This is a genomic window from Pseudolactococcus raffinolactis NBRC 100932, from assembly GCF_001591765.1.
Classification (GTDB): Bacteria; Bacillota; Bacilli; order Lactobacillales; family Streptococcaceae; genus Pseudolactococcus; species Pseudolactococcus raffinolactis.
Genome location: NZ_BCVN01000004.1, coordinates 1 through 13,494, shown reverse-complemented (window position 1 = coordinate 13,494; position 13,494 = coordinate 1). Strand labels below are relative to the sequence as shown.

Sequence of the window (13,494 nt, the reverse complement as noted above, 5' to 3'; positions counted from 1 at the left end):
AATAACATAGCAGAGAGCGCACGTTAAGTTACTCGAGCACCTCCTAATAAATTATTGCAATCAGAAATCGCTCATAGTTTATCATACAAGGAATAGTCAACCAGAGGAGTTATATCCATGGAAAAAATATTATCAACCTACATAGCTGAGGAAAATAAAGGACGTGTTAAACTCCTCCTTTTACCCTTACTTAATGAACTTTTTTTAGCCAGTTTAATTTTTATTTATAGTTTTGCGGTGGGCGGGATTATAGCAGGTGAGGTTTTGAAATGGTTAGTGATCACCATTAGTTTTATGTTCATTTTTATGCTGACCTATTATTTTGGCACTTATTTTTCGATAGCTTGTCAAACTAATTTTGACATATTTTTGAAGAATCGCCTCTTGCAGAACTTTTGCCACATGAATGAACTGACTTTTGAAGCAATACCAAATGGTCAAATCACAGAAATCATCAGAAATGTAGCGGTGCTATCAGGTGCTTTGACCACCTTTCCAGCATTTTATTTTAAACTCGTTAAACTTGGCGTTCTACTTTGCGGCACTGGCTTATTTCTGGGCGGGAAAGTGCTCGTGGCTAATCTCATTTTAGTTCTGATCATGCTAGCTGTGAAAAATGTCTCCAAGCAAGCCATGCCTTATCAAACAAAAGTTGTTCATAGAGAAGAAATCCTGAGTGAACAAATGATCGAAACTGTTGAGGGAATCGAAACAATCAAAAGCTACGAACTAGAAGCGCAACTCGCTCAACGTTTTGACACGACTTTACAGTCCTACTTAAAAGAAAGTCTAAAAAAGAAATTTGTTGAGAACATCCTGTCTTTATTCTTTCGATATTTCAATATCTTGCTAGGGAGTTTATCGCTTCTAACTATGCTAATTTTCTCCGATGAAAGACCAATCGGATTTCTGATCAGCTCCACCATGCTTTCAGTCTATTTAGCTCAAAGTGTTGGGGAACTCTTACAAGTTAACCAAGATAAAACTAGAATTCAAACCATTTTCGTCAAGTATCAGGCATTTCTCTCACCTAGAAAATCAAGTGTGTCAAAAGTTGAAGATGCTGCCGAAGTCACAAGATTTAAAGTTCAAGATTTAACGTTTAAGCGAGATGATCAAACGGTTATTCAGGATTTTTCATATGATTTTTCGAGATCAGGTCTCTATCTCATCAAAGGAGAATCAGGTAAAGGGAAATCGACCTTACTCAAACTTTTGTCAGGACTTTATCCACCATCTTCTGGTTACATTCGGGTCAATCATCAAGATAATCTACAAGGGCAAGTGATTTATATGCCACAACAAAATGAGTATCTGCTTGGGTCGATCATCGAAAATGTCTACTTTTCTGAGACAAAAGGAAAAGATACAGAGAGTTATGCCGAAGTGGCTGATTTTGATCCAACCTCTGGCTTATCGGGTGGTCAAATTCAGCTGATTAATCTAGTTCGGGCATTAAATGCCAAAAAACAGATTCTTATTTTAGATGAACCATTATCTGCACTAGACAAAGCCCATAAAGCTAGATTTAAAGCCATCATCGCAAGGGAAAAAAAGAATAAGATTTTGATTATTACGACACATGATGCTGCACTTGATGATCTTGCAGACGCAATCATTGATTTATAAGGAGCTCTAGGATGAAACAGATGGCTGATATTTTAAAAACATTGGGGAAATCTTTTCGCTCGGTGATCCTTGTGATAGGTCTTAGCGTTATCGCCAGTGCCTTGCTACAAATCACTTCTATTAATCTCCAACGATTAGTAATCAATTGGTTGCTCAAAGATACAAGTTTAAAACAAGTTTTAGGAGCAGGTCTAATCGCCGTCATAACGATTATCTTTGCGCTTGTTTTGGGGCAACTCTCAGAGAGATATGGCTGTCGTTTTATAAACGCTAAAAGAAAGACACTCTTTTCAACCTTCAGTCACCTAAATCTTGATGCTGTTGATAATAAAAAGTGTTTAGACATCTATAAAAACTATTTCCCAGAGTTTAGTCGTTTGGTCAATGCTAGTTTACCCAATTTTCTTGCCATCATAACGACGACCACCATCATGGCATTGACGACAGCAATATGGGATCTGAAAATACTAGTCATTGTCCTGGTAACAGCAACGATTTACAGTTTGACGATACCGCTTACACGGAAATTGGAAAAGATAGAAATGGCAGACGGTGAAAACTTAGAGAAAATCTGGCAAAGTTACCAAAATATCATCGCTAATCGTTCAGTCTTTATCTTTTACCCCCAAAGTTTGTACTTTTTAACTAAACTACAGACCGTGTTTGCGACCGCACAAACCCTAAGCAAAAGCAAGGCTAAAATATTTGCTCGAATTTATATTCTGGGCTTAGGAACCAATGTGGTCAGGGAACTCAGTATCCTCTTTCTAGCTTTTAGTTACTTTGAGATGCCCGTTGGTGACGTTTTAGCGCTATTTAGTGTGACTAGCTTCCTCAACTCCGCTATTGCTCAGTTAATGAACGGCTATGCTGACTTACAAAAACAGTCGTTGCCCTGAAAAAAATCACGATTCTAGAAAGTTTGCCTACAGAAAAAGAGACAACCGGAGAAGTTGTCTTCGATACCCCCTTAAAAGCCCACAAATTAGGTTACGCGTGGGAAAAGAAAGAGATAAGCTTTCCTGATTTTGGAATAGGCAAAGGTGAGTTGGTTCAAATATGCGGTGGTAATGGTACTGGGAAATCAACCTTGTTAGCTATTTTAGCAGGCATCAGAAATCCAAACCAAGGGAACTTAAATTATCAACAAGTTGAGCGGCGAAAACTGACCTATTTCGTCACTCAATATCAGTTTATCTTTACCGGCAGCATCCTAGAAAATATCACATGTTTTGAACCAGTTCCCGATCGAGAGAAAGTCAAAAAATTACTCCAACAAGTCGGACTATGGCCTTGGGTTCTGGAACAAGAAGCAGGACTCGCAACAGAAATTTCTGGGAAAAAAGGATTATCAGGTGGACAAAAACAACGCTTATGCATCTGTCGCGCCCTCTATCAAGCTAAAGCGTTATTATTGTTAGATGAACCTTTTTCTTCAATAGATGACTGTAATCGTCAAAAGCTAACGTCACTCTTTGAGCAGTACTGTCATCAAGGTGGCAGCATCGTCTTTACTAGCCATCAAACAAAAACGAGTTTTAGCGGGGTGAGACAGATAGATTTAGAGAGTGTTTAAAAAAAGTCATACTTCCTTTTGTAATAAAAACCGACAATTTATTCCTCTTACTTGACATAAAGTAACGACTAGGTTACAATTTAAATGTAATCAGTTGATTACTTTAAGTAACAGGAGGCGGACATTGATTAAAAATAGATTGAAGGTGCTTAGGGCTGAAAGAGACTGGACTCAAGAAGAACTGGCGAATCGAGCGAAAATTTCGAGACAGGCAGTGATTTCTATTGAGAAATATAAATATCAACCTTCATTAGAGCTCGCATATACGTTGGCCGAAGTTTTTGAGTTGCCAATTACAGAAGTATTTATTCATCAGAAAGAGGAGGAAGTGTAATGTTTTATGAACATTTAGATCAGACTTTGTTACTTATTTTCTTTATAACAACTGTTGGTTTTCATTTTAGGAACCTAGTTTTTCAGGATAAAAAACAGAAAGAATACCACGATGACGAACGGTGGAGATTGGTAAAACTAAAATCTAAATCAGTCATCATCTCTTATATAGAAATAGTCATGGTATCACTTTGATATTAGAGGAGAACTCGAGGCGAGATTTGTCTTACCTGTCTCAATGGAAAACGATGCCAACTGTGCGGCACTTGCTGAGCTAAAATTCGGCGCAGCAAAAGGGATGAAAGATGTTATCTTTATGGTACTGGGAACAGGTGTTGGTGGTGCTATTGTTATAGATGGTAAAATCCGGCATGGTCAACATCTTTTCGGTGGAGAACTTGGGTTTATGTTAATGGATGATACCCACAGTTTTTCAGAACTAGGAACTGCAATCGGCATGGCGAATCGCTATAAGGCACGAACAGGTAAGGATTTGACAGGAGAAGCAATCTTTAATCTTGCCCATGCAGGAGAAGAGATTGCCCAAGAAGAAATGACGGTATTTTTGTTCAATGTTGCAAAAGGCATCTTTAATTTAGCCTATGCTTTTGATCCAGAATGTATCGTGATTGGTGGCGGTGTTTCCCAAGCAGAGTGGCTGATTCCTGAACTTTAAAAGGAACTTCAAAAGATGCTTAATAAGTTTAGAATAGCCCCATTTTTACCCGTAATCAAAGATTGCCAATATAGAAATGATGCCAACTTAGTCGGTGCAGCAGTAGATTTTCAACAAACTTTTAAGGCTAAAGTTTCTGATTAAGATGGTAGTCTTGAAATCATACGAGTAAAAGTGATACCATCATATCAGGTATTGCATATCAACAAAAAAATAGCGATGCCACCTGATCAATTCAGGAGACATCGCTATTTTAATGTCAGCTAGTTAGCGCTTATTTGCGTTGTTTACCAGCATTACGATTTTTCTTTTTACCAGTTGAAATCGCACTGTTAAATTCTTGTTTGGCTTTGGCAACGTTTTTAGGAGTTACATCTTTCAAGCCAGCCGTTTTAACAACAGGTGGGTTGGCTTCAAATTCTCTGTCAATTTTCTCACGTAAGTGAGGTTTGATGATGAAAGTCACAATGACTTGTTGGATGATACCGAAGATACCACCGATAACCCAGTAAAGGGTGACACCGGCAGGTGAACTGAATGAGAAGAAGACGATCATCAAAGGACTCATGAACATCATCGTTTTCATTTGTTTCTTCTGTTCTTCATCAATGCCAATAGTTGATAGGTAACTTTGAACGAAGTAGAAGATACCTGCAACGATAGTTAAGACGATACTTGACTTGCCAAGGTCAATGCCTAGGAATGTCGCTGTTGAAATACCATCTGTATAACGTGCTGCATAGAAGAGAGCAGAGAAGAAAGGCATCTGAATCAAGAGTGGTAGACAGCCCATCGAGCCGAACATACTCACACCATTTTCTTTTTGCGCAGCCATCAATTCAGACTGAGCAGCCATTTTTTCTTCATTGGTCGTTGCGTTTTTCATACGGTTTTGGATTGGTTCCAAAACAGGTTTCAAATAACGCATTTTTTCTTGCATGTAGCTTGATTTGTAGGCTTGATTGAGACCAAGTGGCAAAATGACCAAGCGCACAATCACCGTTACTAAAATAATCGCCACACCGAATCCGAAACCAAGGTTATGCGCGAAGAATTCAACCGCAGCACTCATTGGCTTAACGAGAATGTTATAGACCAAGCCATCACCAGTTGGTTTACCATTTTTTGTTTTCACACAGCCTGTCAAAAAAAGTAGTGCCGTCAGCATAAAACCTGACAACAAAAGTCGTTTAGTTGTTTTTTTCAAGATTTTTCCTAATTTCTAATGGCTAGCTTTGAAAAAGTGCCAAAAATATATATAGTCCTATTTTACCATAAAAAAAACAAGATTTTCAATAAGTCCTCAGACTGAAGTCTTGTTTTTTCAAATATAGGTATAAATATTGAAAGACTTATTTGATGAACGCTTTGATTTCAGCATCAAAGGCTTCAAGTTTAGCAGCAGAAGCAGCTTGCGTTTCACCAACAGAAGCCAAGTAGAATTTGATTTTTGGTTCAGTCCCAGAAGGGCGAACCGCAATCCAAGAACCATCTTCAAGATGGTATTTGAGCACGTTTGATGGTGGTGTTGTCAAAGTTTCAACAGAGCCATTAGCAGCAGTTGCGGTGTTTTCAAGGAAGTCTTCAGTCAAGGCAACTTTGATGCCATTGAAGGCAGTTGGTTGATTGCCACGGAATTTATCCATAACTGCTTTGATTTGCGCCGCGCCGTCAATCCCCTCAAGGGTAACAGAAACTGTATTTTCAAGATAGAAACCATATTCAGCGTAGATGTCTTGAATCCCGTCATACAAAGTTTTACCCAAAGATTTGTAGTAAGCAGCTACTTCACAGATCAAAAGCAAAGCTTGAATCGCGTCTTTATCACGAACAAAAGGTTTGATCAAGTAACCAAATGACTCCTCAAATCCCATCATGTAAGTGTGGCTACCTGTTTCTTCAAATTCTTGGATTTTCTCAGCAATGAATTTGAAACCAGTCAAGACGTTGAACATCTTAACGTCGTAAGATTTGGTAATCGCTGTCACTAATTCTGTCGAAACGATAGATTTGACAACAGCAGCATTTGCAGGGAGAGTGCCTGCTTGCTTGTGCGCTTCAAGGATATACTTGGCTAAAACAGCACCGATTTGGTTACCAGAAAGCGGTTGGTAATCACCATTTGGCAAGCGAACTTCCACACCGATACGGTCAGCATCAGGGTCAGTTGCAACTAACATGTCAGCGTCTACTTCACGACCGAGTTTTTCTGAAAGTTCAAAAGCAGCTTGACTTTCAGGGTTTGGCGATTTCAGGGTTGGAAAGTCACCATCAGGAATAGCTTGTGCTTCAACAACAGCAATCTTTTCAAAGCCGGCTTGTGCCAATGTCTTACGACCCAGCATTTCACCAGTACCGTGAAGCGGTGTGAAGACGATATTGAGGTTTTTACCAAATTCTTCAATGACAGCTTGGTTAATCGTCACAGATTTCACATTTTCCAAATATTTTTGGTCAATGTCATCGCCAATGATGGTGATGAGCTCACTCGCTTCATCAGCACGCTCAATATGGAAGATATCCTCAATCTCATTGATATAGTCTGTCAATTTATCCGCATCTTCAGGCGGCATTTGTCCGCCATCTTCACCATAAACCTTATAACCATTGTAGGGTGCAGGGTTGTGAGAAGCAGTGATCATGATCCCAGTCAAGGTGTTCAACTCGCGGATGGCAAATGACAATTCAGGTGTTGGGCGCAGTGATTCAAAAACGTAAGAGGGAATGTCATGAAGGGCAAGGACGCGTGCTGCATCGAATGCGAACTCACGTGAAAAATGACGTGAATCATAGGCAATTGCCACACCACGTTTTTTAGCTTCACCTTTAGCATCCATGAGGCGAGCAAGACCTTCAGTCGTTTGACGGACAGTGTAGATGTTCATGCGATTTGTGCCGACACCAATCAAACCACGTTGACCAGCAGTTCCGAATTCAAGCGACGTATAGAAAGCATCTTCTTTTGTGTGCTCATCCATTCCTGCAAGTTCAGTTTTGAGGTAGTCAGGTAATTCAGCAAAATCAGCCCATTGTTGGTAAGTTTCTTTATAAGACATGTGATTTCCTTTCGCTTTGTAAGCATCTTTAATTTAGTTTTTAGAAAGCATTTTCATACAAGACTATTTTAACAAAAAAAAGCGTGAATTTCACGCTTTCCGAAGTTTAATTCCTAAATCTGATTAAAATCGGGACAATACTTGCCGTTAAAATGGTTGATGCGATCGCTTCAGCGATTGAATTTGTTGCAATAATTGAGGCAATCAGCGCCTTGAATGTCATATTGAGTTGATCGTTGAACAATAGAAAAGCTGAAGTGAGCACTAAGACTGTATTGGTTGCAGAACCAAGAAAACCAGCAAGGCCAGCACCAAAACGGTTTTTAGCAAGTTGATAAATGAAAAATGGTAGAATCCCAACGAGAATTCGAGGGGCGAAGGCCACAAAGAGTGACCAAATATTGCCGTTAGGCGCAAAAGGTGAGAATAAAAATGATGTTGGAATCGGTGCAATCGTTGAGTTCAAAAAGGAAATCATTCCCATAACAAAACCGAGAGCAGCTCCTTTGCGCCAACCTAGGACAATTGAGCCAATAATTACAGGGATATGCACTAAAGTCGGTTGAATTGGGAAAGGCCAAAAGGTGTAGACGATTTTAGATAGGAGATGAATGACCACCATGATGGCGATAAAAATACTAAGTGTTGCGATATCAGAGGCTTTAGTTTTGGTTGTTTGAGTTGTCACAGGATAAACCTTTCTAATTGTATGAGAGTTGGCAAGTGTGGCATATGGATATGAGGAGGTTCATGTTTGCCAGACGGTTAGGCTTTCGAATCACTACAAATTTCTTGCACAAACTGAACGATATCAGTAACATCAGCAAGTGCACCACGTCCGACATCCCCACAAGCAAGCAAAGCGATTTTAGGTTCAATAGACTTAAAGCCAAGATCAAGCAAGGTTTGAATGTTGCGCTGGGTCAAGGGGTTTTCATACATATTCGTATTCATGGCAGGTGCAATGATTTTTTTAACATCTTGGGGAAGTGCTAAAGCAACAGCTGAGACGATATCGTCAGCACGGCCTTGTGCTAAGCGAGCAATCGTATCGGCAGAAGCTGGCGCGACTAAGAAAATCTCCGTTTCTTTGGCCAAGTCGATATGATTAACGCTATCAGCCTTGTCTTCTGCCATAACATCCGTATGAACAGGGCGTTTAGAGAGGACTTGTAAAGTTAGTGGCGTGATGAAGGCCTGGGCAGCATCTGTCATTAAAACAGTGACCTGGTGGCCGAGCTTGCCTAGTGCTGAAGTGATATCGGCAGCCTTGTAAGCTGAAATGCTACCGGTTATGGCGAGTGTGATGTTGGTCATAAGTCTCCTCACTTTTCTTAACGATTAAGTCTGCAATTTCAAGTTTCGTATGTGCCTCTATTATAGCATCTTGACTGACGAGTAACCCGTGATGGGTAATCTCAGTAATATCTGTCAGGTCATTGGCTAAGACATAGTCTGCTTGGTTTTGGGTCAATGCTGATCTGGCGACAGATATCAGGTGCTCTTTTGAAACATCGACTAGGAGTTTGAAACCAAATAAAATGATATCTGGATTGTGCTTTTTAATAGAAGCAATCACCTTGGGTGTCTTTTTCAAAAAAAGGACTTGATAATCAGATCGAGAAGCAATCTTGTCTTCTGTATTGCTTTTACTTAGAAATTCCTCAAGATTAGACGAAGCAGCAACTGTTTCAAAATCTGTCATGTAAATCGGTGTATAGTCAGAAACAGCCATACTATGGATAAAAACATCAGCTTCAGGTGTCCATTTAGCCGTAGCGACTAGTAAATCTGCCACATCAGAAATGGGTAGAATCGTTAATTTCGGGTGTGGGTCGGGCAAAATAGCACCTCGACCAGCTAATAAAATAACATTGTGATTTGCCATTAAAAAACGTTCAGCGATAAGTTTTCCTAAGTTACCCGTCGCAAAATTCGTAATACCTCGAACCTGATCAATGTTTTCTGTCGTTCCGCCAGATGTGATAAGAATAAGCATGATAAGCCTTTCAGATATATTTTTATTATTATAACACAAAAATGAAGCGGTGTGAAATAACTCATTTACCATTTTGTAATATAATTGTAATTGACAAATATAAATAACATGTATATAATGTAAATATAACGTATAGAAGGAGGAGGGTAACATAGAAATCGGTAGTATTATTACTTGTCAACCTATTTCTTTCTCCGAAAAAATAACAGGAGTTGTGAGGAAAAAATACGTTAATACATTTCTCGTAGAAGTGATGACATGGGAAGATGATAGTCAACATGACTTGATGACGCAATATCGCTATGTCCTCGTCAAGAGATAAAGTGAGATTATGTCTTAATCCTTCTATTTTGTTTTAAATCTCCCGAGGCAGCGGGAGGATCATCGTCATGATTAAGCATGCCATTTGATTTACATAGCAATACCTGCCAGCACATATTTGAAAAACCGTTAAGTTAGACTGACGTTTACTAAAAAATGAGCTCTGACATCAAAGTCAGAACTCATTTTTTTAGTTATTAGCTTTTTTTATCTCACCTTGTGGAAAGTAAGTACCTTCCTTCATATCGTTAATAAAAACATGAATGGCAGATTTTGGAGCACCTGTGTTTTTGATAACAGCTTCGGTGATATCGTGCGCAAGTGCAATTTTTTGTTCGTCAGTACGACCTTCAAATAAATCAATATGGACAAATGGCATAGTAGTTACCCTCTTTTCTTGTATAGAAGTATTTTGACATACTTTTGGGAAAAATACAAGTTAAGCGTGATCTCATTATTCTAACAATGCTTAATCAGGGAATTACAAAAATATTGAGAGGAGCATAAAAAAGACTTGACAAATTGGTATAGACCTGTTGAAAATAAAAATGTTAACAGATGTAAACGATTTCATGTGACTAGATAATACTAGGCATGGCGCAGGTCTGAAAAGGGAAGCAACTCCTATTTCAGACCTGCGCCATGCCTATTTTTATTGACATGTGTTATTGATTATTTCTTTTCTGCAGGAGAAAGAAAATGATGGAAATTCAAAAAGCGCTGAATCAAAATGCGGTGCTAGTCCTTGACGAAGGGCAGGCAAAAGTCGCAATTGGTAAAGGAATAGGTTTCAAAGCAAGACCGGGTGAGATGCTTGCCCAAGAGGCGATTGAACGCTTGTTTGTCTTGGAACCAGAAGGCATTAAAAAGCTACAAACATTATTAGGTCAAATTGATGAAAAATTTTTCTTTGCCACTGAGGACATTATTGGTCATGCAGAGGCAGTACTTGGGGAGAAGTTAAATCCTCATATCAATATTGGCTTATGTGATCACATTGCATTTGCGGCTGAAAATATTCAAAATCATATTTTTGTGCGTAATAAATTGTTGAAGGAGATAGAAGTCCTCTATCCAGAAGAATTTTCGATTGCCCAATGGGCAGTGGATTATCTCAAACGGGAGTTGGATATTGCCTATAGTTTTGATGAGGCGGGTTACATTGCTATCCATATTCATACAGCTAGATGCAAAAATACTGACAACAGTGAAAGTATTCGTGAGATTACGATTATTTCAGAAATTGTGCGCTTAATTGAACGCGAATTGAGCTTGTCCTTAGATGGGGAAGACTATGCCTTAACATATTCTCGTTTGGTTAATCACTTGCGATTATTTATTCAACGTTCTCAAACGAAGGGATATGTAGGCTTAGATCAGGAAATTATGGGGCTTGTTCAGGAAAAATATCCTGAGAGCTATGCTATTTCGAAAAAGATTCAAGTTTTGATGCAGCAAGATTTTCATTATTTGGTTTTAAATGAAGAATTAGGTTATCTGGCAATCCACATTGAGCGGTTGCGGATGATTAAGAAATAAAGCTTTACATGATTAATTATTTTTTATATTAAATGGAGGAACACATGCTATGAAAGCATACATGCAGAGAATGGGACGCTCATTGATGCTCCCTGTTGCGACATTACCTGTTGCAGCACTTTTTTCAGGAATTGGTTACTGGATTGATCCAACGGGTTGGGGGGCTAACAATATTGTTGCTGCTTTCCTATTAAAAGCTGGTGACTCAATTTTAGCTAACCTTGGTGTTTTGTTTGCCGTAGGTTTAGCCCTTGGTATGTCAAAAGACAGAGATGGCGCTTCAGCTTTGACTGGTTTGGTCGCATTATTGGTACCAATGCAACTCTTAAACCCAGCAGCCATTGCAGCTTTCCAACATATTGATGTTGAGAAAGTTAATGCAGCCTTCACAAAAATGAACAACGGTAACGTTTTCGTAGGGATTTTGGCAGGTCTATTGGCAGCAGCTATGTATAACCGCTTCTCGAATGTCAAGTTGCCAATGGCGCTATCATTCTTTAGTGGTAAACGTTGTGTGCCAATCGTAACTGCAGCCTTGATGCTCGTCGTATCAGCTGGCCTCATGTTCATCTGGCCACCAATCTTTGGTGCCTTGGTAGCATTTGGTGAAACAATCGCTAAGATGGGTGCTGTAGGTGCTGGTCTCTATGGTTTCTTCAACCGTTTGCTTATCCCAACTGGTCTGCACCATGCCTTGAACAATGTGTTCTGGTTTAATACTGCAGGTATCGATGATATCGGTAAATTCTGGGCTAACGAAGGTACTAAAGGTATCACAGGTATGTATCAAGCTGGTTTCTTCCCAGTGATGATGTTTGGTCTTCCAGCAGGTGCTTATGCCATCTACCGTCAATCACGTCCAGAAAAAAGAAAAGCAACAGCTTCATTGATGCTTGCAGCAGCCTTTGCTTCGTTCTTTACAGGGGTAACTGAACCCCTTGAGTTCTCGTTCATGTTCGTAGCTTGGCCTTTATATGTGGTCCATGCAGCCTTGACAGGGATTTCGATGTTCATCGCAGCGCTCTTCCACTGGACAGCCGGCTTTAACTTCTCAGCAGGTCTTGTCGATTTCGTCTTGAGCTTGCGTGTGCCAATCGCCAACCAACCTTTGATGCTTGTTGTTTTAGGTTTAATCATGGCAGTTGTTTACTACTTTGTCTTCACTTTCGTCATTAAAACTTTTAACTTGATGACACCAGGTCGTGAAGAAGGCGAAGGGGAAGAAGACTTAGACCTCGATGAGTCGTTTGCCGATAACAAATTTGCAGCTTTAGCAGCTCGTATCTACACTGGTCTTGGTGGTGCAGAAAACGTTGTCTCAATTGATAACTGTACAACACGTCTCCGTCTTGTCGTGAAAGATACGGCTAAAGCCGATCAAGATAAAATCAAAGCGACTGGCGTACCAGGTGTTCGTGTCATTGACAAGGAAAACATCCAAGTTATTGTCGGAACAGAAGTACAGTTTGTCGCAGATGAAATGAATAAAATGCAACAAAATGGTGGTGTGAGTGTTGCAACAACTACTAGCACTGCTTCAATAGTAGCACCCGTCGCATCAGCGACAGGTGGAGCGACAGTTGAAGTTTACGCACCTGCGCAAGGTACATTGGTTGCGATTGATCAAGTTTCTGATGATGTGTTCTCATCAAAAATCATGGGTAATGGCTTTGCAATCCAACCAACGGAAAATACAGTTTATACCCCAATTGCGGGTGAAATTTCAAGTATTTTCCCAACGCAACATGCTTTGGGAATCATGACACCAACAGGACTTGAAGTCTTGCTCCACATGGGTGTTGATACAGTTGACTTGAAAGGTGAGCCATTCACAATGAAAGTTAAAGCTGGTCAAAAAGTCAAAGCTGGCGATGTCATTGCCATCATGGATCTTGCTGCAGTTAAAGCCGCAGGTAAAGGGACAGACATCATTGTTGCCCTTACAAATGGTGAAGTCGTTGATCAACTTACATTAACTGAACTTGGTAAAGCAGTAACGCCTAACCAAACAATTGGTCAAGTGACTCTAAAATAATTCATAATACAAAAACAGAGCTACCGTCAGCAGTGAACCGCACCCCTAAAGTTAGATGTAAAAACTCTAACTTTAGGGGTGTTATTTTTATGAAATTGAGTTACGAAGACAAAGTCCAAATCTATGACTTACGACAGAAAGGTACCTCATGGCCTTATTTATCAAAACAATTTAGAGTAGCTGAATCAAGATTGAAGTACATTGTTCGCTTAATTGACAGATACGGAATAGGTATTGTCAAGAAAGAAAAGAACACCTACTATCCTCCAGAACTTAAGCAAGAAATGATTGATAAAGTTTTAGTTGATGGTCAAAGTCAGGGGGGTTCTG

The 13,494-nt window shown here is 39.6% G+C and carries 12 protein-coding genes and 2 pseudogenes; 8 read left to right on the top strand and 6 right to left on the bottom strand.

The genetic code is table 11. From position 1 onward, the window contains the following. Positions 1–117 precede the first annotated feature (117 nt). The 5 genes and pseudogenes from LRA01S_RS02485 to LRA01S_RS02460 all read left to right on the top strand — a co-directional run. A complete protein-coding gene (locus LRA01S_RS02485; protein WP_061774068.1) occupies positions 118–1,629 on the top strand; it encodes an ATP-binding cassette domain-containing protein in 1,512 nt (503 codons plus the stop codon). A gap of 20 nt (positions 1,630–1,649) precedes the next feature. Beyond that, positions 1,650–2,528 carry an ABC transporter ATP-binding protein gene (locus tag LRA01S_RS02480; RefSeq protein ID WP_144259870.1) on the top strand — a complete coding sequence of 293 codons (879 nt, stop codon included), beginning with the start codon at positions 1,650–1,652 and terminating at the stop codon, positions 2,526–2,528. A gap of 23 nt (positions 2,529–2,551) precedes the next feature. After that, a complete protein-coding gene (locus LRA01S_RS02475) occupies positions 2,552–3,205 on the top strand; it encodes an ATP-binding cassette domain-containing protein (protein ID WP_061774066.1) in 654 nt (217 codons plus the stop codon). Between the two features lie 124 nt (positions 3,206–3,329). After that, positions 3,330–3,539 (top strand): helix-turn-helix transcriptional regulator, encoded by a 210-nt coding sequence (locus LRA01S_RS02470; protein WP_061774065.1) that lies wholly within the window; start codon positions 3,330–3,332, stop codon positions 3,537–3,539. A gap of 189 nt (positions 3,540–3,728) precedes the next feature. Beyond that, a pseudogene (locus LRA01S_RS02460) lies at positions 3,729–4,358 on the top strand (ROK family protein); the annotation flags it as partial. A gap of 130 nt (positions 4,359–4,488) precedes the next feature. Here the strand turns inward: LRA01S_RS02460 and yidC are convergent. The 6 genes from yidC to LRA01S_RS02430 form a co-directional block, all read right to left on the bottom strand. After that, a complete protein-coding gene (gene yidC / locus LRA01S_RS02455; protein ID WP_061774062.1) occupies positions 4,489–5,421 on the bottom strand; it encodes a membrane protein insertase YidC in 933 nt (310 codons plus the stop codon). A 145-nt stretch (positions 5,422–5,566) separates the two neighbouring features. Next, on the bottom strand, positions 5,567–7,270 hold the full coding sequence (locus tag LRA01S_RS02450) for a phospho-sugar mutase (protein WP_061774061.1): 1,704 nt from the start codon (positions 7,268–7,270) through the stop codon (positions 5,567–5,569). Positions 7,271–7,376: 106 nt separating this feature from the next. Further along, positions 7,377–7,958, bottom strand: coding sequence for an ECF transporter S component (locus LRA01S_RS02445; protein WP_255211711.1), 582 nt, complete (start codon positions 7,956–7,958; stop codon positions 7,377–7,379). Between the two features lie 77 nt (positions 7,959–8,035). Next, positions 8,036–8,587: a phosphopantothenoylcysteine decarboxylase gene (gene coaC / locus LRA01S_RS02440; RefSeq protein ID WP_061774060.1), complete on the bottom strand. Its 552-nt coding sequence runs from the start codon at positions 8,585–8,587 to the stop codon at positions 8,036–8,038. Next, complete coding sequence (locus LRA01S_RS02435) at positions 8,556–9,269, bottom strand: phosphopantothenate--cysteine ligase (protein ID WP_061774059.1); 714 nt, start codon at positions 9,267–9,269, stop codon at positions 8,556–8,558. The genes coaC and LRA01S_RS02435 overlap by 32 nt, the downstream gene beginning before the upstream one ends. 511 nt (positions 9,270–9,780) lie before the next feature. Then, entirely contained in the window at positions 9,781–9,969 is a 189-nt protein-coding gene (locus LRA01S_RS02430) for a 4-oxalocrotonate tautomerase (protein WP_061774058.1), read from the bottom strand. A 323-nt stretch (positions 9,970–10,292) separates the two neighbouring features. On the opposite strand from LRA01S_RS02430, the gene LRA01S_RS02425 reads away from it, so the two are divergent. From LRA01S_RS02425 to LRA01S_RS11175, 3 genes and pseudogenes are all read left to right on the top strand, one after another. Then, complete coding sequence (locus LRA01S_RS02425) at positions 10,293–11,129, top strand: PRD domain-containing protein (RefSeq protein ID WP_061774141.1); 837 nt, start codon at positions 10,293–10,295, stop codon at positions 11,127–11,129. A 49-nt stretch (positions 11,130–11,178) separates the two neighbouring features. Continuing rightward, positions 11,179–13,164: an N-acetylglucosamine-specific PTS transporter subunit IIBC gene (gene nagE, locus LRA01S_RS02420; protein ID WP_061774057.1), complete on the top strand. Its 1,986-nt coding sequence runs from the start codon at positions 11,179–11,181 to the stop codon at positions 13,162–13,164. Positions 13,165–13,253: 89 nt separating this feature from the next. After that, positions 13,254–13,494 (top strand): annotated as a pseudogene (locus LRA01S_RS11175) (IS3 family transposase); the annotation flags it as partial.

Coding starts and splice junctions, on each gene's coding strand:
- LRA01S_RS02485 (WP_061774068.1), top strand. CDS start 118: ATGGAAAAAATATTATCAACCTACATAGCTGAGGAAAATAAAGGACGT.
- LRA01S_RS02480 (WP_144259870.1), top strand. CDS start 1,650: ATGGCTGATATTTTAAAAACATTGGGGAAATCTTTTCGCTCGGTGATC.
- LRA01S_RS02450 (WP_061774061.1), bottom strand. CDS start 7,270: ATGTCTTATAAAGAAACTTACCAACAATGGGCTGATTTTGCTGAATTA.
- coaC (WP_061774060.1), bottom strand. CDS start 8,587: ATGACCAACATCACACTCGCCATAACCGGTAGCATTTCAGCTTACAAG.
- LRA01S_RS02435 (WP_061774059.1), bottom strand. CDS start 9,269: ATGCTTATTCTTATCACATCTGGCGGAACGACAGAAAACATTGATCAG.
- LRA01S_RS02430 (WP_061774058.1), bottom strand. CDS start 9,969: ATGCCATTTGTCCATATTGATTTATTTGAAGGTCGTACTGACGAACAA.
- LRA01S_RS02425 (WP_061774141.1), top strand. CDS start 10,293: ATGGAAATTCAAAAAGCGCTGAATCAAAATGCGGTGCTAGTCCTTGAC.
- nagE (WP_061774057.1), top strand. CDS start 11,179: ATGAAAGCATACATGCAGAGAATGGGACGCTCATTGATGCTCCCTGTT.